This is a genomic window from Actinomadura rugatobispora (genome assembly GCF_055379765.1).
On record NZ_AP029191.1, the window covers coordinates 9,943,813 to 9,963,785 of the forward strand.

17 protein-coding genes are annotated in these 19,973 nt (G+C 73.4%); 11 read left to right on the forward strand and 6 right to left on the reverse strand.

Features of this window, described 5'->3' with window-relative positions:
• Positions 1 to 196 precede the first annotated feature (196 nt).
• The 7 genes from ACZ466_RS44710 to ACZ466_RS44740 all read left to right on the forward strand — a co-directional run bounded on the left by ACZ466_RS44710 (position 197) and on the right by ACZ466_RS44740 (position 9,826).
• Positions 197 to 1,831, forward strand: coding sequence for an AMP-binding protein (locus ACZ466_RS44710; protein WP_378282171.1), 1,635 nt, complete (start codon positions 197 to 199; stop codon positions 1,829 to 1,831).
• 28 nt (positions 1,832 to 1,859) lie between these two features.
• Complete coding sequence (locus ACZ466_RS44715) at positions 1,860 to 2,132, forward strand: DUF427 domain-containing protein (RefSeq protein ID WP_378282170.1); 273 nt, start codon at positions 1,860 to 1,862, stop codon at positions 2,130 to 2,132.
• Between the two features lie 15 nt (positions 2,133 to 2,147).
• Positions 2,148 to 3,368 (forward strand): ABC transporter substrate-binding protein, encoded by a 1,221-nt coding sequence (locus ACZ466_RS44720; protein WP_378282169.1) that lies wholly within the window; start codon positions 2,148 to 2,150, stop codon positions 3,366 to 3,368.
• Positions 3,369 to 3,392: 24 nt separating this feature from the next.
• Entirely contained in the window at positions 3,393 to 6,194 is a 2,802-nt protein-coding gene (locus ACZ466_RS44725) for an ABC transporter permease subunit (protein WP_378282168.1), read from the forward strand.
• Between the two features lie 5 nt (positions 6,195 to 6,199).
• Positions 6,200 to 6,898: an ABC transporter ATP-binding protein gene (locus ACZ466_RS44730; protein ID WP_378282280.1), complete on the forward strand. Its 699-nt coding sequence runs from the start codon at positions 6,200 to 6,202 to the stop codon at positions 6,896 to 6,898.
• 172 nt (positions 6,899 to 7,070) lie between these two features.
• A complete protein-coding gene (locus ACZ466_RS44735; RefSeq protein ID WP_378282167.1) occupies positions 7,071 to 9,506 on the forward strand; it encodes a SpoIIE family protein phosphatase in 2,436 nt (811 codons plus the stop codon).
• Between the two features lie 98 nt (positions 9,507 to 9,604).
• Complete coding sequence (locus ACZ466_RS44740; RefSeq protein WP_378282166.1) at positions 9,605 to 9,826, forward strand: EF-hand domain-containing protein; 222 nt, start codon at positions 9,605 to 9,607, stop codon at positions 9,824 to 9,826.
• A gap of 5 nt (positions 9,827 to 9,831) precedes the next feature.
• On the opposite strand, the gene ACZ466_RS44745 is transcribed toward ACZ466_RS44740, so the two are convergent.
• The 5 genes from ACZ466_RS44745 to ACZ466_RS44765 are packed head-to-tail and all read right to left on the reverse strand — an operon-like array spanning position 9,832 to position 14,093.
• Positions 9,832 to 10,380, reverse strand: a complete 549-nt coding sequence (locus tag ACZ466_RS44745; RefSeq protein ID WP_378282165.1) for a TrmH family RNA methyltransferase — start codon at positions 10,378 to 10,380, stop codon at positions 9,832 to 9,834.
• Positions 10,377 to 11,006, reverse strand: a complete 630-nt coding sequence (locus tag ACZ466_RS44750; RefSeq protein WP_378282164.1) for a class I SAM-dependent methyltransferase — start codon at positions 11,004 to 11,006, stop codon at positions 10,377 to 10,379. Before ACZ466_RS44750 ends, ACZ466_RS44745 begins: the two co-directional genes overlap by 4 nt.
• 47 nt (positions 11,007 to 11,053) lie before the next feature.
• On the reverse strand, positions 11,054 to 12,016 hold the full coding sequence (locus ACZ466_RS44755; RefSeq protein ID WP_378282163.1) for a VWA domain-containing protein: 963 nt from the start codon (positions 12,014 to 12,016) through the stop codon (positions 11,054 to 11,056).
• Complete coding sequence (locus ACZ466_RS44760) at positions 12,013 to 13,023, reverse strand: DUF58 domain-containing protein (protein WP_378282279.1); 1,011 nt, start codon at positions 13,021 to 13,023, stop codon at positions 12,013 to 12,015. The genes ACZ466_RS44755 and ACZ466_RS44760 overlap by 4 nt, the downstream gene beginning before the upstream one ends.
• Before the next feature lie 59 nt (positions 13,024 to 13,082).
• The gene (locus ACZ466_RS44765; protein ID WP_378282162.1) at positions 13,083 to 14,093 is read right to left on the reverse strand and encodes an AAA family ATPase; all 1,011 of its coding nucleotides are present in this window, start codon (positions 14,091 to 14,093) and stop codon (positions 13,083 to 13,085) included.
• A gap of 245 nt (positions 14,094 to 14,338) precedes the next feature.
• Here ACZ466_RS44765 and ACZ466_RS44770 point away from each other — a divergent pair, with 245 nt between their 5' ends.
• The 4 genes from ACZ466_RS44770 to ACZ466_RS44785 all read left to right on the forward strand — a co-directional run bounded on the left by ACZ466_RS44770 (position 14,339) and on the right by ACZ466_RS44785 (position 18,381).
• Positions 14,339 to 15,118, forward strand: coding sequence for a hypothetical protein (locus tag ACZ466_RS44770; RefSeq protein WP_378282161.1), 780 nt, complete (start codon positions 14,339 to 14,341; stop codon positions 15,116 to 15,118).
• 66 nt (positions 15,119 to 15,184) lie between these two features.
• Positions 15,185 to 15,733: a LysE family translocator gene (locus ACZ466_RS44775; RefSeq protein ID WP_378282160.1), complete on the forward strand. Its 549-nt coding sequence runs from the start codon at positions 15,185 to 15,187 to the stop codon at positions 15,731 to 15,733.
• Between the two features lie 252 nt (positions 15,734 to 15,985).
• Positions 15,986 to 16,684, forward strand: coding sequence for a hypothetical protein (locus ACZ466_RS44780; protein ID WP_378282159.1), 699 nt, complete (start codon positions 15,986 to 15,988; stop codon positions 16,682 to 16,684).
• A 23-nt stretch (positions 16,685 to 16,707) separates the two neighbouring features.
• Positions 16,708 to 18,381, forward strand: a complete 1,674-nt coding sequence (locus ACZ466_RS44785) for a DUF885 domain-containing protein (protein WP_378282158.1) — start codon at positions 16,708 to 16,710, stop codon at positions 18,379 to 18,381.
• Between the two features lie 29 nt (positions 18,382 to 18,410).
• On the opposite strand, the gene glpK is transcribed toward ACZ466_RS44785, so the two are convergent.
• Positions 18,411 to 19,946 (reverse strand): glycerol kinase GlpK, encoded by a 1,536-nt coding sequence (glpK, locus tag ACZ466_RS44790; protein ID WP_378282157.1) that lies wholly within the window; start codon positions 19,944 to 19,946, stop codon positions 18,411 to 18,413.
• Between the last annotated feature and the right edge of the window lie 27 nt (positions 19,947 to 19,973).

The window sequence follows — 19,973 nt, forward strand, 5'->3', positions numbered from 1 at the left end:
AGCCTGGTGCGATCGCCCGTGGCCGTGGTGGGTTGCTCGAGCGCCGACTCGGAGGGTGGGCGGTGCCGGCGTCGGGATCCGATGGGCGTGCGAGGCAGGATTTCCACTATTGACCTCGATGTCGAAACATACTTTGATTGCGGCCAGTGCCGGATGGCGAAACCGTCGGCTCCGAATCCACCCCGAAGGAGACACGGTGACCCGAAGCTCTGCTCTCCAAGACTGGGGGATCCGAACGGTTCCCGGCTGGCTGGCCCAGCGCTACCGCGACGAAGGGCGGTGGACCGCGGACTCCCTCGGCTCGACGGTGGCCGCGGGGCTGAGCCGTGCCCCGCACCTGTCATTCCACGTGCGCTCCACGGTGCGTCCCTACACCGGCACCCTCGGCGACGTGGACCGGGCGGCGCGCTCGCTCGCCCAGGGCCTGCGGGCTCAGGGGATCGGTCCGGGGTCGGTCGTCGTGCTCCAGCTGCCGAACTGGGTCGAGGCCGCCATCACGTTCTGGGCGGCGACCTACATCGGCGCGGTCGTCGTCCCGGTGGTCCACTTCTACGGGCCCAAAGAGGTCGGCTACATCCTGGACGACACGCGCCCCGCGGTGATCGTCACACCTGACCGCTTCGGGCGCACCGACCACCTCCAGCAGTACGAGCAGCTGCTGGCGGAACGAGACGACACGCCGCTGTGGCTGGTGGTCGGCGACCGCCGGCGGCAGGATCTGCCGCGCGGTGCCACGCCCTTCCACCAGATGCTGGAGAGCGACCCGCTCGGCGCGCCGGAGGCGGTCGACCCCGCGGCCCCGGCGATCGTGGGCTTCACCTCCGGTACGACGCTCAACCCCAAGGGCGTCGTGCACAGCCACCAGACGATCGGCTGGGAGGTGCGCCAGTGCGACGGCTTCTACGGCAAGGGCGGGCCGCCGCAGATCGTGGGCACTCCGGTCGGCCACTTCATGGGCATGATCAATGCCTTCCTGCTGCCGCTGGTGCGGTCCGAGCCGGTGCACCTGATCGACGTGTGGGACCCGGCCGAGGTGCTGCGGGCGATGGGCGAGCGGGGGCTCGGCATCGCCGGCGGTCCGCCCTACTTCCTGACCAGCCTGCTCGACCACGCCGACTTCACGCCCGAGCACCTGGCCCTGATCCCCTACATGGGACTGGGCGGCGCGATGGTGCCGGAGGCGTTCACCGAGCGGGCGACCAGGGAGGGCATCACGGTGTACCGCTCCTACGGGAGTACCGAGCACCCCTCGATCACGGCGAGCCTGGTGGGCGACGCGGCGGACAAGCGACTGCGCACCGACGGCCGCGTGCTGCCCGGTGCCGAGATCCGCCTGGACCGGGGCGGTGAGATCCTCTCGCGCGGTGCCGACTGCTTCATCGGCTACACCGATCCTGAACTGACCGCCCGCGCCTTCGACGCCGACGGCTGGTACCGCACCGGCGACATGGGCACGGTCGACGGCGACGGCTGCCTCACCATCACCGACCGCGTAACCGATGTCATCATCCGCGGCGGTGAGAACATCAGCGCCCAGGAGGTCGAGTCGCTGCTGCTCAGGATGGAGCAGATCGCCGAGGTGAGCGTGGTGGCCGAGCCCGACCCGCGGTTGGGTGAGCACGCCACCGCGGTGATCCGCCCGCATGATGCGGCGAGCCCGGTCTCGCTGGACGACGTGCGCTCTCATCTGGCCGCGGCCGGGCTCGCCCGGCAGAAGTGGCCGGAGTCGATCCACCTGGTCGCGGACTTCCCGCGCACGGCGACCGGGAAGATCCAGAAGTTCCGCCTGCGTGAGCGGGTACGCGACGGCTCGCTGGGGCGCCCGCGCTGACGTCGGCCCAGACGCCGATGGGAGCCCCGTGAGGTTGGGAGTGGTCGTGGAACCGTCGGGCTGCCTCGACCGGCCGGACCACCGCGTGATTCACGAGACCAGGGCCGCCCTCGTGGTCGATGAGCAGGACCACGGGCTCGCACTCCCGCTCCGACCTTCCGACCAGACCTCACGCCGCCCCTCCAAGGGGCGGGCGAGGTACGGGCGCCTGCACGAGGTCGCGATGCTCCGCGACCGCATCGTTTTCCACCAGGGCCGGGCCGCCGACCCGGTCACCTCCGCCCCCGCCCCCCGCCCCTGATAGAGGGAGAGCCCCTTGCGTCGAGTCCTCAACATCGCCGCTCTCGCGGCGCTGGCGGCGGCCACCGTCACCGCCTGCTCCGGCTCCGGTTCGGAGACCGAGTACGGCAAGAACCTCACCGGCGAGCCCATCGGCCTGTCGCTGATCGCCTCCGGCCCCGGCCCCATCTACCAGCCCGAACTGGTGAAGGCGGCCAGGGCCGCGGTCAACGCGGTCAACGATGCCGGCGGGGTGAAGCCCGGGGGAGGGGGCAGTGCCCGGCCGCTCAAGCTGGTCGAGTGCGAGGCGTCCACCGTCACCGACCCCAACGCGGCGACCAAGTGCGCCCGCGAGGCCATCGCCGAGAAGGTGGTCGCCGGCATCGGCAAGTACGTGTCGTCGGACGCGGTCGTCCAGGCCTTCCAGGGCGCGAGGATCCCCCTGGTCGGCACGATGGTCATGACCGGGCAGGACTTCACCAACCCCGCGTCCTTCCCGATCGTGGGCGGTTCCCCCGTGCTGGCCGCGGGCACCGGGGTCGCGCTGCAGCAGGCGGGCGCCAAGACGGTGGCCGTCGTGACCGGTGACAGCCCCTCCGGGCGGCTGGTGCCCCAGTACGTCAAGGCCCTGCTCGCGGCGCCGGGCGACCTGAAGGGGGCCTACTACCTGCCCTTCGACGCCTCGGCCGACCTGACCTCGCACTTCGGCCAGATCGCCGCCGCACGCCCCGACGGGGTGGCCCTGCTGGCCTCGACCGATGTCACCAGCAAGACGATCGTCGGCCTGCGGCAGGCCGGCTACCAGGGCAAGATCGCGGTGGTGGCGACGGCGGTGTCGGAGGCGTCCCTGGCGAAGACGGGCGGCGCCGGCGAGGGCACCGTCGTCGTCAGCGACTACGACGCCGTGACCAGCACCGGCAACCCGAAGATCAAGCAGTTCCTGGACGAGACGGCCAAGTACGGCGACGGCAGGATCGAGGGCACCGAGTTCGCTCTGAACGCCTGGGCGTCGGTCCACCTGGTGGCCGACAGGCTCAACGGGCTCTCCGAGATCAACGGTGCCGCGCTGACCAAGTCGCTGGAGGGCAGCAAGGTCTCCCTCGGCATCGCGCCCGACTTCACCTACGGCACGCCGAACTTCCTCAAGCTGCCGCGGATCCCGAGGACCACCGTCCAGTTCCAGACGGTGCGGGGCGGCAAGATCATGCTCCAGCCCGGCGGCAGGTTCGTCGACCTCGGTCAGCTCGCGAAGCAGTAGTCGGATCGGTCGGGAGTCCTGCCCATGAACGACCTGCTCACCTTCCTCATCCTGGGACTGTCGGTCGGGGCGGTCTATGCCCTCACCGCCCAGGGCCTGGTGCTGATCTACCGCGGTAGCGGGGTGGTCAACTTCGCACAGGGCGCCTACAGCATGATCGGCGCCTTCCTCTTCTACCGTGTCGCCCCCGACCTGGGCCTGCCGCCGGCCGCGGCGTGGCCGCTGGCCCTGGGCGTCCCCGCGCTGCTGGGGGCCGCCACGCACCTGCTGCTGATGAGGCATCTGCGCCGGGCGTCGGCGCTGGTGCGACTGGTCGCGACCCTCGGCGTGTTCGCGCTGCTGGTGGGGATCGGCTACCAGCTGTGGGGACGCGGTCAGGATCTGGTGGTCTCCCCGCTCCCGCACGACGCGCACCACCTGTTCGGCGCGCAGGCGGGGATCGGGCAGGACCGCTTCTGGGTCATCGCCATCGCCGCCGTGCTCACGCTCGGCCTGGCCGCGCTGTTCCGCTGGACACCGTTCGGGCGGACGACCGAGGCCATCGCGGAGAACCCGGTGGCCGCGGCCGCGCTCGGCAAATCACCGGACGTGGTCGCCACGGCCAACTGGGTGCTGGGCGCCGTTCTGGCCTCGCTGGCGGGCATCCTGGTCGCGCCGATCCTGTTCCTCAGCGTCGAGGCGCTCGCACTGATCGTGCTGCGCTCGCTGGCGGCGGCGCTGGTCGGCCGGTTCGTCTCGTTCTGGCGGACCCTGGCGGCCGCGCTGGTCATCGGCGTGGTCGAGACGCTGCTGGGACGCTACATCGTGGACGAGGGGCCGCTGGGGCCCTTCGTCTCCGACGACCGGCTGCTGTTCGGGACCTTCACGGCACAGTCGGTGTCCCATTCGGCGGCCTTCCTCATGATCGTCGTGGTGCTGTTCGTCGCGGGCCGGAACCTGCCGGTCCGCGGTGAGCTGCTGGACCGGCTGCCGGTGCTGGGCTCGGGCCGGATCTCCCGGCCCGGCCTGCTCGCCGCGGCCGCGGTGACGATCGTGGTGATCTCGGTCGTGCCCGCGGCCTGGGCGGCCTCGATCCAGGTCAGCCTGGCCGCCGCGATGATCTGCCTGTCGCTGGTGGTGGTCACGGGCCTGACCGGGCAGATCTCGCTGGCGCAGATGGGACTGGCCGGGACCGGCGCGTGGATCGCCGGCAAGCTGATGCAGGCGCAGTCGTGGCCGTTCATCCCGGCCCTGGTCGCCGCCGTGGTCATCACCACCGTGATCGGGGTGGTCGTCGCAGTGCCCGCGCTGCGCACCCGGGGCGTGAACCTGGCGCTGCTGACCTTCGGCCTGTCGGTCGTGCTGTCCCAGCTGATCCTGCAGAACCCCGCGCTCACCGGCGGGCTCGAAGGCGTCGACATCGGCAGGCTCAACGTGTTCGGCTGGGCGATGGACGGCTTCGACCACCCGCGGCGGCTGGCGTTCGTCACGCTGGCCGTGCTCGTCGCGGTGTGCGTCGCGGTGGCGAACGTCCGGCGCAGCGGCACCGGGCTACGGCTCATCGCGCTGCGCAGCAACGAGCGGGCGGCCGCGGCGATCGGCCTGAACAGCGCGGCGATCAAGGTCTACGCGTTCGGGCTGGGCGCGGGGCTGGCCGCGCTCGGTGGCGTCTTCCTGGCGTTCCGGCAGCAGAACCTCGTCCTGACCGAGTTCTCGCCGTTCTCGTCGGTGCAGGTGGTGGTCTACACCGTGATCGGCGGGATCGGCTACGTGATCGGCGCGCTGGGCGGCGGATCGTTCGCCCCGGGCGGTCTCGGCGGGCAGATCCTGCACTCCTTCGGGCTCGGCACCAACGCGCTGGAGATCGTCTCGGGCGCGATGCTCCTGATGATCATTCTGGCGAACCCCAGCGGGATGGCCTTCGAACAGGTCAGGGCCGTGACGGCGGTTCGCGAGCGGCTCGGCTCCGGCAAGCACCGCGCTCCCGCACCTCCGTCCGAGCCCGCGCCCGAGCCCGCACCCGTCCGCGGGGCCGTCCCTGCCGGGACGCCGGGTACGCGCACTCTCGAGGTCGCCGGGCTCAACGTCCGCTTCGGACGGGTGCGGGCCGTCGACGAGGTGAGCCTGCGCGTGGACCCCGGAGAGGTGGTGGCGCTGATCGGGCCCAACGGCGCCGGCAAGACCACGGTGATCGACGCGCTGACCGGCTTCGTGAAACCCGAGCGCGGAGGGCGGATCCGGCTCGGCGGCCAGGCCCTGGAGGACTGGGGCGCCGCGCGGCGGGCCCGCGCGGGGCTGGTCCGCTCCTTCCAGTCCCTTGAACTGTTCGAGGACCTGACGGTGCTGGAGAACCTTCTGGTCACGACCATGGACACGCCGCTGCGGTACGTCACCGACCTGGCCCGCCCGCGCATGCCGCGGCTGACGGCCGCCGGTGAGGCCGCCGTCCAGGAGTTCGGGCTGGCCGGCGACCTGGAGCGGTTCCCCGGCGAACTGCCGCACGGCCGGCGTCGGCTGCTGGCCATCGCGCGGGCGGTGGCCTCCGACCCGGCCGTGCTGCTCCTCGACGAGCCGGCGGCGGGACTCGGCGAGGAGGAGACGGGCGAACTGGCCCGCCTCATCCGGCGGCTGGCCGACACCCTCGGCATCGCCGTCCTGGTCATCGAACACGACATGTCATTCGTGCAGACCTGCGCCGACCGTGTCGTCGTCCTGAACTTCGGGCGAGTGATCGCCGACGGGGAACCGGGCCAGATCCTGAGGGATCCCGCGGTGGTCGAGGCCTACCTGGGGGCCGCCCCGGAAACGCCGGGCGACGCGACGCGGCCCGAACCGGAGAGGGCGTGAGTTCCATGCTGCTGAAGGTCGAAGGGCTGGCGGCGGGCTATTCCGGTGTGGACGTCGTCCGTGAGATCGATCTGCACATCGGCAAGGGCGAGGTCGTGGCGCTGCTGGGACCGAACGGGGCAGGCAAGACCACCACGCTTCTCGCGCTTGCCGGGGTGCTGACCCCCACGTCCGGGCAGATCCTCTATCGGGACCTCCCGCTGCGGGGAACGCTGCACCAGCGGGCGCGGCGGGGCATCTCCTACATCAGCGAGCAGGGCTCGGTCTTCAGCCGGCTGACCACGCTGGCCAACCTCAGGCTCGGGGCCGGCAGCGTCGGGGACGCGCTGGCGCTCTTCCCCGAACTGGAGCCGCTGCTCAAACGCCCCGGGGGCCTTCTCTCGGGAGGGGAGCAGCGGATGCTGGCGCTGGCCCGGAGCCTGGCGGGCAAACCCGAGCTGCTGCTGGTCGACGAGCTGTCGCTGGGCCTCGCGCCCCTCATCGTGAGGCGGCTGCTCGAACGCATCCGTGCGGCCGCCGACGCCGGGACGGCGGTGCTCATCGTCGAGCAGCACGCCTCACAGGTGCTGTCGGTCAGCGACCGCGGGTACGTGCTGAGCCGGGGGCGGCTGTCGGCGTCGGGGACCGGCGCCGAACTGCTGGCGTCCTCCGGCGCGCTGCGGTCGGCCTATCTGGGCACCCGCGCGGAAGACGGGACCGAATGATCGCGGCCGCGGCAGCCGGGTGAACCCCGGGGCCGTCCGCCGAGACGGCCCCGGGGAGGGGCGGGGTCCTCGGCGGGTGATGTCTCGCTCGCCGGTTACCCGGAGGGAGTCGGATTCCTGTGCGGTGACGGGGTACTCCTTGAAGGGTGACGGCGGTCCGGGATGGATCTCGATGGATGAGACCTTCACCTCACACAGCGCGGCCGAGGTCCCTTCGACGGCGGCGGGGATGGTGGACGCCCGAGGAGTCCTGATCTGGTGGACGAAGGAGGCCGCGCGCCTGCTCGGCTACCGTCCCGACGAAGCGGTGGGACGCCGCGCGGTCGGCCTGCTCTCCGACGGGCTTCCGGCATGGGCGCGCGGATGCGTCGAGCGGGACGAGGAGGGGGCCGGCCGGCTGCTGCTGCGGCACCGGGACGGCCACCGGGTCGAGCTCGCCGTCCGCGTGGTCCCGGTTCACGGGCCCGGCGCGGACGTCCACTGGCTCGTGACGCTCGTCCGGGCGGCGGGGCCGGGGCCGGGGGCGGGTGACGGCGCGCCGACGCTCGGGGAGCTGGCGCTGACCCAGTCGCCGATGGGTGTCATGTTCTTCGATCGAGCGGGCCGGGTCAGGGGGGCCAGCCGGGGTGGGCTGCGCGCGGCGGGCGCGCGCCTCGAGGAGATCGTCGGGCTGACCGTCGATCGTCTGTCCGCCGACCCGGCGTACAAGGACTTCAAGGAACGGCTGGAGCGGGTGCTCCGCACGGGGCGGGAAGAGCGGATGAACGCCTATGTGCGGACACCGGGCGAGAACCGCGCTCACGCCTGGTCGTCGATCGTGTACGCGCTGCAGGACCCCGAGGGAAGAGTGCTGGGAGCGGCCGTGGCGGCGCTCGACGTCACCGAGGAGGACCGGGCCAAGCAGCGTCTGGCGATCGTGAACGCCGCCAGCGCCCGCATCGGGACCGTTCTCGACGCGGCGGCCACCGCCCAGCAGCTCGCGGACATAGCCGCCGAGCAGTTCGCCGACTTCGTCTGTGTCGATCTGCTCGACGGCGTCCTCACGGGTGAGGAGGCGGAGCCGCGTCGGCTCGCGGGCCGGGTGGTCCTCCATCGTGCCGCGCAGCGGTCCCTCCTGGCCGGCTGCCCGGAGGCCATGGTCGAGACCGGCGGTGCGGGGCGCTACCCGGAGGACTCACCGCCGGCCCGCGCCCTGGTCACCGGGCGTTCGCTGCTGCGGCGGACGGACGACTCCGATGTCCGGGCCTGGCTGGCGCGTGATCCCGCCTGGGCGTCCAGCGTCCGCGAGTTCGGGATCCACTCCTTCATCGTCGTGCCGTTGCCGGCCCGCGGGACGATCATCGGCCTGGCGCAGTTCTACCGGCATCGCACGCCCGATCCGTTCGACACCGAGGACCTGCTGCTCGCCGAGGAGATCACCGCCCGGGCGGCGCTGAGCATCGACAACGCCCGGCGCTACGCCGAGCAGCGCGAGACCGCGCTGGCCATGCAGCGGAGCCTGCTGCCGGGCCGGTCACCCCCGCATCCGGCGGTGACCGTGGCCTCCCGCTACCTGCCGACCGGCTCCCGGGCAGGGGTGGGCGGCGACTGGTTCGACGTGATCCCGCTGTCGGGGGGCAGGGTCGCGCTCGTGGTGGGCGATGTGGTGGGGCACGGCCTCCAGGCATCGGCCACCATGGGGCGCCTCCGCACGGCGGTCCGCACCCTGGCCGAGGTGGACATGCCTCCGGACGAGCTGCTCACCCACCTCGACGACGTCGTCCTGAGCCTGGACCGCGAGGAGGGGCCGGGCGGCGCCGACGGCGACGGACGGCAGACCGGGGACATCGGCGCGACCTGCCTGTACGCGGTCTACGACCCGGTCTCGCGGGTCTGCGCCATGGCCCGCGCAGGGCATCCGGTGCCGGCGCTGGTCGCCCCCGGCGGAACCGTCGATTTCCCCGCGTTGCCGGCCGGCCCCCCGCTGGGGCTGGGCGGCCTGCCGTTCGAGTCGGCCGAGCTGGAACTGCCCGACGGCACGCTGATCGCGCTGTTCACCGACGGCCTCATCGAGTCCACCGGGCATGACGTCGACGTGGCTTTGGACCGGCTGAGCGACGTGCTGCGCACGCCCGCCCCGTCCCTGGAACGGCTCTGTGACGAGGCGCTGGCCGAACTGCTGCCCGGTGCCCCTGCGGACGACGTGGCCCTGCTCCTCGCCCGCACCCAGGGCCTGGACGCCTCCCATGTCGCGACCTGGGATCTGCCCGCGGACCCGGCGATGGTGTCACGGGCACGGGAATGGGCCACGGCCCGGCTGGCCGCCTGGGGACTGGAGCACGCGGCCATCGTCACCGAACTCCTGGTCAGCGAGCTCGTCACCAACGCCCTCCGCTACGGGAAACCGCCGGTCCGGCTCCGCCTGATCCGGCTGCGCCTGCACGGCGAGACCAGCCTGATCACCGAGGTCTCCGACGCCAGCAGCACCTCGCCGCATCTGCGCCGTGCGCGCGCGTTCGACGAGCACGGCCGCGGCCTCTTCCTGGTGGCCCAGCTCACCCACCGCTGGGGCAGCCGCCAGAGCCCCTCCGGCAAGACGATCTGGGCCGAGCAGACACTCCCCGAGTGATCTGGTCGGTATCCGAGGGCGGGTGCTAGCGTCCAGGCGACCGGTGGGAATCCGGTGAAGGCTGCGAACGCAGTGAACCGAGTGAAGGGTGTGCGCCGATGGGCGACGCGGAGAGCTACCGCGCCACGTTCGAGATGGTCGACGCGGACGGCGACGGCTACATCTCCACCGCCGAGCTGAAGAACGTGATGCGGGCGCTGGGAAAGGAGATCACCGACACCCGCGCGGTCGAGGTGATGGTGGACGCCGACGCCAACCGCGACGGCCGGATCTCCCTGGAGGAGTTCGCCGCGCTCATGCAGGGCGGCACCGCCTCCTGATCCCGTCAGCCGGCGGCCCACTCGCGGCGGCGGGCCTCGGCCAGGGCGATGGCGGTGGCGACGGCGACGTTGAGCGAGCCGACCCTGCCGATCTGCGGGATGTAGGCGACCGCGTCCGCGGCGGCCAGCAGCGCGGGGGAGCAGCCGTGGTCCTCGCCGCCCACGGCCAGGCACACGTCGCCGTCCAGCGGCGCCTCGTGCAGCGGGACGGCGTCGCCGGTGAGCTCGACCGCGACCAGCCGCAGTCCCTGCTTGCGGACCGCCGCGGCGGCCGCGTCCGGCGTCCCCGCGTGCTCCCAGGACACCAGGCGCTCGGTGCCCAGGGCGGTCTTGGCGACGTTGCGGTGGGACGGGTCGATGGCGTTCCCGGCCAGCCAGAGGTGCTCGACGCCGAAGACCGCCGCGCTGCGGATGATCGAGCCCATGTTGAACGGCTGGGTGACCGACTCCACCAGCAGCCCGAGCCGCCCCTCGGTGCGCCGCCGCCAGTCGCGGTTGAGCCGTTTGACGTCGGTCGGGCGCAACTGCTTGCGGGCCGGGTCGTGCGCGGTCATGCGGTGTCATCTCCGGTACGGGTGGGTTCGGGCCGCGCGGCCACCGCCAGGACGCGGTAGGCCGAGCGGGAGGCGAGACGGTCGGTGGGGAAGCCCTGCTCGTTCAGCCAGCGCTGCAGGGTGTCCGAGCCCAGGTGCTTCTGCACGACGAGGTGGGCGCGGCCCCCGGGCGTGAGGCGGGGGAGCCAGGTCAGGAGCAGGTCGTGCAGGGCGGCCTTGCCGATGCGGATCGGGGGGTTGGACCAGATCGCCTCGAAGCGGAGCTCGGGGGCGATCTCGTCCGCCAGGGCGAACCTTACTGTGTCAAGGCCGGCGGCCGTTGCGTTGCGCCGGGCCAGCTCCAGCGCGCGTTCGTTGACGTCCACCCCGTACACCTGCGCCTCGGGAGCGCGGCGGGCCAGGGTGAGCGCGATGGGGCCGTAGCCGCAGCCGAGGTCCAGCAGGGCGCCGGCGGGCGGGGGAGCGGGCACGGTCTCCAGCAGGATGCGGGTGCCCGGGTCGATCCGGTCGGGCGAGAAGACGCCGCGGTCGGTCTCCAGCCGCAGATGCAGGTCCGGCAGCACCAGGTCGACGGTGCGGAGCCGGCTGGCCGCCCCGGGCCGGGACGCGAAGTAGTGTTCCCCCACGTCGGCAGACCGTACCAGCGTCCGGCCGAATCGGCGTTCCGGACCGGTCAGGGCAGCCGGGCGAACCAGGCCAGCGAGGCCCCGCCCGCGGCCAGCGCCAGCAGCAGCGCGATGCCGGTGAAGCGGGCCGCGATGTCCCGGTGCTCGATCTTGAAGCCGAGCGAGCTGCCGATGCTGGAGTACACCTCCGACAGCTGGCCGCCGTCGGCAGCCTCGTAGGCCTTGCCGCCGGCGCCCTCGGCCAGGGTCCGCAGCGTCTCCTTGTTGACCGACACGCTGGTGGTCTCGCCCTCGATGTCGACGGTGCCGAAGGGGGTGCCGAAGGCGATCGTGGAGACCGGGACGTGCGCGCCGCGGCTGGCGTCGATGGCCTCGCTGACCGAGCGGCCGGTGGTGTTGTCGCCGTCCGACAGCAGCACGATGTGGGCGGGCGGCGGATCCTGCGGTGTGTCCGGCCCCCGGCTCTGGGCGTCGAAGGACCGCACGGCCTGCAGGGAGGTGAACACGGCCTCGCCGATGGCGGTGCGCTTGGCCAGGACCAGCTGGTCGATGGAGGCGATCGCGGCCTGCCGGTCGGCGGACGGCGCGGCGACCAGGTTGGCGTTGCCGGCGAAGGAGACCACGCCGACGTTGAAGCGGCCGGGCAGGTCGCGGATGAACTTCTTGGCGGCGTCCTTGGCGGCCTCGAACCGGTTGGGCGCCACGTCCTTGGCCATCATCGACAGCGAGACGTCCACCGCGACCATGATCGTGGCGCGGTCGCGGGGGACCTTGACGCCGGTGGCGGGACGGGCGAACCCGATCATCATGACCAGCAGCATGGCCAGGAACAGCCCGGCGGCCACGTGCCGGCGCCAGCCCGGCCGCTTCGGCGCGACCTGGGCGAGCAGGGCCAGGTTGGTGAAGCGCACCGCGTACCGGCCGCGGCGCATCTGCAGGACGATGTAGGCGGTGGCCAGGACCGGCAGCAGGGCCAGCAGCCACAGCCGCTCGGGCGACAGGAAGGTCATGGGCGCACTCCCCCGGTGGCGATGGCGCGCCCGGCGGCGCGGCGCTGCCGCAGGGCGAAGCGGGCGACGTCGGCGATCCAGTCGCGGTCGGTGCGCAGGACCAGGTGGTGGCTGCCGCAGCGGCGCAGCGCGGCGCGGGTGCGCTCGCGCTGGGCGGCGGCCGCGGCGGCGTAGCGCTCGCGGACCTTGCGGTTCAGGACGATCTCGTGCACGGCCCCGGTCTCGGGGTCGGTCATCTCCACCAGCCCGACGTCGGGCAGGTCCAGCTCGCGCGGGTCGATGATCTCGATGGCCAGGACCTGGTGGCGGGCGGCCAGGCGGCGCAGCGGGCGTTCCCAGGCGGGCGGCTCGTGCCGGTGGCCGTCGTGGCCGGTGTCGGCGGCGGCCGGCGCGGGGTCGTCGGCGGGCGGGAGGAAGTCGGAGATGATCACGCGGAGGCCGCGGCGCTTCTGGCCGCGGTCCAGGGAGGTGATGCCCTCGGCCAGGGTGCCGGCGGGCCTGCTGCCGAACGGGCCCCCGCCGAGGGTGCCCGTCCCGGTTCCGGTGTCGGCCTCCAGCACGGCCTCCAGGAGGGCGTACATGGCGGCCTTGCCGGTGCGGGCGGGCCAGCGGCGCATCCCGTCGGGGCGCAGCAGGTAGGCGCCGACGCGGTCGCCGAGCCGGACGGTCAGGAACCCGACGGCGGCCAGCGCGGCGACGGCCAGCTCGCGTTTGATCATGGTGCCGGTGCCGAAGTCCATGCTGGGGGTGAGGTCCATGAGGGCCCACGCCTCCAGCTCGTGGTCGGCGACCAGGTCGCGCACGTGCGGGGTGGTGGTGCGGGCGGTGACGGCCCAGTCCATGTGGCGGACGTCGTCCTCGCCGGGCTGGTAGACGCGGGCCTCGGCCAGCTCGGTGCCGGGGCCGGGGATCAGGCCCAGGTGCTCGCCGTTCAGCAGGCCCTCCAGGCGGCGGGTGACCGACAGCTCCAGGCGCCGCAGGGTGCGCTCGGGGGCCAGCGCGGCCACCTTGCCGCCGCCGGCCCGCCCGCCGCGGGACGGCCGCCGGCCTCCGGTCGGGTCGGTGGTCACTGGGCGGTCACCGTGCCGTGGTTCCAGACCACGCGCGGCGGCGGGACGGCGGCCAGGATCTGCGCGACGACCTCGCCGGTGTCGACGCCGTCGGCGAGGGCGTCGAAGGTGAGGACGACGCGGTGCGCCATGACGTCACGGGCGACGGCGCGCACGTCGTCGGGCAGCACGTAGTCGCGGCCCGACAGCAGCGCCAGCGCGCGGGCGCAGGAAACCAGGCCGAGGGTGGCCCGGGGGCTGGCCCCGATCTCGATGACCTGGCGCAGGTCGGGCAGCCGGTACTGCTCTGGCTCGCGGGTGGCCATGACCAGCCGGACGATGTAGTCGGCGACCAGCTCGTGGACCGACACTTCCTCGGCGGCGCGCTGGAGGGCGATGAGGCGGTCGGGGTCCAGGACGGGCTCGGCCTCGGGCGGGTCGACGCTCATGCGCTGCAGGATCTGCAGCTCCTCGTGGGCGCCGGGGTAGCGCACGTCGATCTTCATCAGGAACCGGTCGCGCTGGGCCTCGGGCAGCGGGTAGACGCCCTCGGACTCGATCGGGTTCTGGGTGGCCAGCACGATGAACGGCCGGGGCAGCGGGTAGGTGTTGCCGCCCAGGGAGACCTGGCGCTCGGCCATGACCTCCAGGAGGGCGGACTGGACCTTGGCGGGCGCCCGGTTGATCTCGTCGGCGAGGACGAAGTTGACGAAGACGGGGCCGAGCTCGACGTCGAACTGCTCGGTGGAGGGGTGGTAGATACGGGTGCCGACGATGTCGGAGGGGACCAGGTCCGGGGTGAACTGCAGGCGGGCGAAGGTGCCGCCGACGACCTGGGCGAGGGTGCCCACGGCCAGGGTCTTGGCGACGCCGGGCACGCCCTCGATCAGGCAGTGGCCCTTGGCCAGCAGCGCGACGACCATGCGCTCGACCATGTGCTCCTGGCCGACGATGACCTTCTTGACCTCGGCCACGGTGTGCTGCAGCAGTGCCGCGGCCTGGTCCAGATCCTGCGCTGCGACGGTCATCTGGGAGATCCTCACTGTCCTCCGGCTGCTGGCGGGCGCATTCCGACCCTACGGGATCACATGTACCCGTTCGTGCGGGAAGACCGCACTCGCGAAGCCGACATGCGCGGCTGAGAGCCTGCCATCCACGGCCGTATGGGCGGTGTAAAGAGCCTGGGGGACGGCTCTGAGGGCACGTCGGCGATAGGGGGAGGGGGTGTACGGGGCGTTCCGGGGGGCGGCGGCGCGGTTGTAGTGTGGCGGCCATGTCCAGGCCGTTGCCACCCGGTGATCCTGTACGGCTCGGCCCCTACCGGCTGTCCGCGAGGCTGTCGGAGACCTCGGCCGGGATCGTGTACCTGGGGGAGGACGACGCGGGCCGTCGCGCCAGCGTCGCGGTGCTCAACCGCGGGGCCGCCGAGGACGCGGCGGCGCGCGACCGGTTCCGCGCCGCGATCAACTCGGCGATCCCGGGGCCGGGGCGGCCGCCCCGGCTGGGCCCGGAGGAACCGGCGCCGGTGGTGGCGGCGCAGCCCGACGGGCCGGCGCCGTGGGTGGCGACGTCCTATGACGCCGACCGGATGGAGCGGCCGGGCGCGGAGCGCTTCCTCGACTCGGTGGTGCTGGAGGGGGCGTTCCGGGGGCGGTGGAGAGGCCGCCGGAGGGGCCCGCAGTTCCAGCCGTACTGGCTGGGGTCGGGGGAACCGGCGCTGGAGCGTCCGCCGGCCGCGTTCGCGCCGGTGGGGCCGCCCGTCCAGGAGCGTCCCGAGCGGGGCCTGGTCGCGGCCATCCTGACCCTGGCGGGGATCCTGGCGGTGCTGGCGCTGCTGATGCTGCTGCTGTTCGCCTGCCAGCCGAAGGTGACCGAGCCGCCTCCGCCTCCGCCGGACCCGCCTTCGCAGCCGTTGCGGCCGCCGCCCACGCCGCCGCAGCAGCCGCGGCCGTCGCAGAGCCCGTCGCCGGTGCCGACCACGCCGACGCCGTCCCCGAGCCTGCCGACGCCGTCCCCCTCGGGCGGCGAGGGCGACGACGGCGGCCCGCTCTAGCTCTGGCAAGGCCGTGCGAGCCGGTATTGCGTTGCGGCGTCGGTGCGGCGCGGCGAGCATGGGGGCATGCTGGAGAGCCTGATCGCCTTCACCGGTGCGGCGGTCCTCATCGCGATGGTCCCGGGGCCGAGCACGGTCGTGATCATGCGGTCGTCGGTGCTGTCGGGGCGGCGGGCCGGGCTGGCCGCGGTCCTGGGGAACGAGACGGGCGTGCTGCTGTGGGGGCTGGCGGCGGCGCTGGGCCTGTCGGCGCTCCTGGCGGCGTCCCGGCTGGCCTATGACGGGCTGCGGATCGCGGGCGCGGCGGTGCTGGTGTACTTCGGGGCCAGGGCGCTGTGGCAGGCGCGCCGCGGCGCCGTGACGGCCGCCGGCGTTCCTGGTGACCCGGAGGACCCCGAGGGGGCCGCGGGGGCCGTGGAGGGCGGTTCCGGGCCGCTGGGGCGGTACTTCCGGCTGGGGCTGATCACCAACTTCGCCAATCCGAAGGCGGGGGTGTTCGCGGTGTCGTTCCTGCCGCAGTTCGTCCCGGAGGGCTGGCCGGTGCCGGTGGTGCTGGTGGGGTTCTCGCTGCTGTGGGCGCTGATCGACCTGGTCTGGTACACGGTCGTGGTGTGAACGGTGGACGCCGCCCGGCGGGTCTTCGAGCGGCCGGGAGTGCGGCGCCGCCTGGAGCAGGTGTCGGGCGTGGTCCTGGTCGGGCTGGGCGTCCGCCTGGCCTCGGAGACCCGCTGACCCCGCTGACCGGCCCCGCCTTTGGGCGTCCCCCCGGCGCGGCAAAGTCCTGCGGGGCGGGCGGATTCGCGGATCCGGGCGGTTCGGCACGACAATGTGCGCGCGAGCGTGGCTGGGAGTGGCGGAGGGAACGGCATGCGATGTCCGTCGTGCGGTAGCGACACCGGGACGGATCTGGCGAACTGCGCGCGGTGCGCGGCCCCTGTCCCCGGGGCGCCCGCCGCGGAGGCGGGCGCGGAGACGGTCGCGTTCCAGGACGATCCGACGCTGGTGGAGACCCGGTTCGCCGAGATCCCTCCGGCCCCGCAGGCGCCGCACGCCCCGTACGCGCCGCCGCCGGCCCGCGCGGGCGGGCGCGTCCCGCCGTACGCGGGCTGGGCGGTGGCCGGCACGTTCGCGCTCGCACTGGTGGCGGTGCTGATCGTGCTGTGGCCGTCGGGACGTGCGAAGGAGGGCGCGGGAGGGGCCGGGAGCCCGGGGACGCCCCAGGCACCGCAGAGTTCCGCCTCGCCGGTCACCTCGATTCCGGTGGGGAGCGCGAAGTTCTACGTCGACACCTTCGCCGCCGCGGAGGGGTACGCCCAGCCGTCGGCCTCCGGCGCGGCGGTCGGTGAGCTGCGCAAGGGCACCCACTACGTCTTCTGCAAGAAGTGGGGGCAGAAGATGGACCGCGGTGGAGGCGACGCCTACAACCACTGGTGGCTGCTGACCGACCTGGACGTGGTGTACGGCGGCGGCTCGCGGGGGTGGGTGCCGGCGCTGTACCTGAGCCGGTGGGGCAACGACGAGGCCAAGGACAACCAGGGGCAGGACATTCCGGTCTGTTCTGGTTGATCATTCGGTTCTAGCCTGTCGGGATGGACGCCCTGGACGCCCTCGCCGACCGGTACGTGGAGGAGTTCGCCGCGCTGGACCCGTGCGCGGCGACGATCATGGGGATCGCCGGCCATGACCGGGCCCTCACCGACTACGGCCCGGAGGGGTTCGCCGCCCGTTCCGACCTGACCCGCCGCACCCTGGTCGCGCTCGACGCCCTGCCCTGCCCCGACCCCGCCGGTGATGGGGACGCGGCCCGCGCCGAGGCGGCGCGGGTGGCGGCGGCGGTGCTGCGCGAGCGGCTGGAGACCGAGCTCGCCCTGGACGAGGCGGGCGTGCGGGAGGGCTGCCTCGACACCACCGACGGTCCGGTGCAGCGCCTCCGGTACGCCTTCGAGCTGCTCGACCAGGGCGCGGCCACCGACTGGGAGGCCATGGGCGCGCGGGTCCGGGCCCTTCCCGGCGCGCTGGAGAGCCTGCGCGCCGGCCTGGTGCGGGCGCACGACGAGGGCCGCCTGTCGCCGCAACGGCAGGTGGCCCGCAGCGAGCGCGCGTGCCTGGAGCTGCGCCGCTACCTCGCGGGGTTGGCCGGGCGTGAGGACGCGCGGCGGGCGGGGCTGGAGGAGCCCGCGTGGGCCGCCCGGCAGGCGCTGGGCGGCTTGGCCCGCTGGCTGAGCGAGGATCTGGAGCCGCGCGCCCCCCGGGAGGACGCGCTGGGGGCCGACCGCTACCGGCTGGGCGTGCGCGACTTCCTGGGAACCGATCTGGACCTGGAAGAGACCTACGCCTGGGGCTGGGAGGAACTGGCCCGGATCGAGGCGGAGATGGCCTCCCTCGCCCAGGAGATCCGCCCCGGGGGCACCCTGGCGGAGGTGACCGCGGCCCTGGACGCCGATTCGGCCCACCGGGTGCGCGCGGAGGATTTCCTGCCCTACATCCAGGAACTGGCCGACCGCGCCATCGCCGACCTGGATGGCGTGCACTTCGACATCCCCGCCCCTCTGCGGCGCGTCGAGTGCCGCCTGGCGCCCGCGGACTCGGGCGTGTACTACCTGGCCCCGGCCGAGGACCTGTCCCGGTCCGGAACGGTGTGGTGGACGCTGCACCCCTCGGAGGAGGAGGTCGTCACCTGGAGCGTCCCGGCGGTGATGTTCCACGAGGGCGTGCCCGGCCACCACCTCCAGCTGGGGTCGGCCACGCTGAACACTGCGACGCTCAACCGCTACCAGCGGGTGTCGGCGGAGCTGTACCCCGGGCACGGCGAGGGCTGGGGCCTGTACGCCGAGCGGCTGATGGGCGAGCTGGGCTACTACCGCGATCCGGCGCACCGGCTGGGGATGCTTGCGGGCGGGCAGCAGATCCGGGCGGCGCGGGTCGTCCTGGACATCGGGATGCACCTGCGGCTGCCGATCCCGGCGGGGACCGGGTTCCACGAGGGCGAGCGGTGGACGCCGGAGCTGGGGTGGGAGTTCCTGCGGGCGCACTGCGGGCCGTGGGCCGACGAGCAGGTGACCTTCGAGATCGACCGGTACCTGGGCCGCCCGGCGCAGGCGATCGCCTACAAGCTGGGGGAGAAGGTCTGGCTGGAGGCGCGCGAGGACGCGCGCCGCCGGGAGGGCGCCGCGTTCGACCTCAAGGCCTTCCACCGGCGGGCGCTGGACCTGGGCCCGATGGGCCTGGACCGGCTCCGCGCCGAGCTCGCCGCCGCCCCGTGACCCGGTAGGGCACCGCCCTTTGAACGGCGTCAGGTGGGGCCGTGGTCCTCGGCCGGGACGGGGCCGGGCCTCGTCCAGTCGAAGGACCGTTCGACCGCGCGCTTCCAGTTGTGGTACTCGGCGGCGCGGCGGACGGGGTCCATCGCCGGGACCCAGCGGGCGGCGCGGTGCCAGTTGCGGCGCAGCCCCTCCAGGTCGGCCCAGTATCCGACGGCCAGCCCGGCGGCGTAGGCGGCGCCCAGCGAGACCGTCTCCACCACCATGGGCCGGACCACGGGCACGTTGAGGACGTCGGCCACGCACTGCATCAGCAGGTGGTCGGCGGTCATGCCGCCGTCGGACTTCAGCTCCCTGAGGGGCAGCCCGGAGTCGGCGTTCATGGCGTCGGCGACCTCGCGGGTCTGCCAGGCGGTGGCCTCCAGCACGGCGCGGGCCAGGTGCCCCTTGGTGATGTAGGAGGTCAGGCCGACGATGATGCCGCGGGCCTCGGCCCGCCAGTGCGGGGCGAACAGGCCCGAGAAGGCCGGGACGATGTAGCAGCCGCCGTTGTCGTCGACGCTGCGGGCCAGCGTCTCGATCTCCGGCGCGGTGGTGATCAGCCCGAGTCCGTCGCGGAACCACTGGACCAGCGCCCCGGTGATCGCGATCGACCCCTCCAGGGCGTACACCGCGGGCTCGTCGCCGATCTTGTAGCCGACGGTGGTGAGCAGGCCGTTGGCGGAGCGGATCGGCTCGGTTCCCGTGTTCATCAGCAGGAACCCGCCGGTGCCGTAGGTGCACTTGGTCTCGCCGGGGGCGTAGCAGGTCTGGCCGAACAGGGCGGCCTGCTGGTCGCCGAGCGCGGCGCCGATCCGCACGCCGGGGAACACCCTGCGGGCGGCGCCGTAGATCTCGGTGGAGGAGCGGACGGTGGGCAGCATGGCGCGGGGGACGCCGAAGAAGGCCAGCAGCTCGTCGTCCCAGTCCAGCGTCTTGAGGTCCATGAGCAGGGTGCGGCCGGCGTTGGTGACGTCGGTGACGTGCACGCCGCCGTCGACGCCGCCGGTCAGGTTCCAGATCAGCCAGCTCTCCATGGTGCCGAACAGCACCTCGCCGCGCTCGGCGCGTTCGCGGAGGCCGGGGACGTGGTCGAGCAGCCAGCGGACGCGGGGCGCGGAGAAGTAGGTGGCCAGCGGCAGGCCGGTGCGCTCGGGCACCAGGTCGGAGCCGGGGGTGCGGGCCATCTCCTCGACCAGGGCGTCGGTGCGGGTGTCCTGCCAGACGATGGCGCGCCCGATGGGGATGCCGGTGAGCCGGTCCCACAGCACGGTGGTCTCGCGCTGGTTGGCGATGCCGACGGCGGCGATCTGCGCGGGCGCGGCACCGGCCTGGGCCAGGGCCTCGGGGGCGATGCGCTCCAGGTTCCGCCAGATCTCCAGGGCGTCGTGCTCGACCCAGCCGGGCTTGGGGAAGTGCTGGCGGTGCTCGCGCTGGGCGACCGAGACCAGGCGGCCCCGGTGGTCGAACAGGATGCAGCGGGTGGAGGTGGTGCCCTGGTCGATGGACATGACGTAGCGCTCGGTCATGCCCTCCCCACCGCCTGCCGCGCCCGC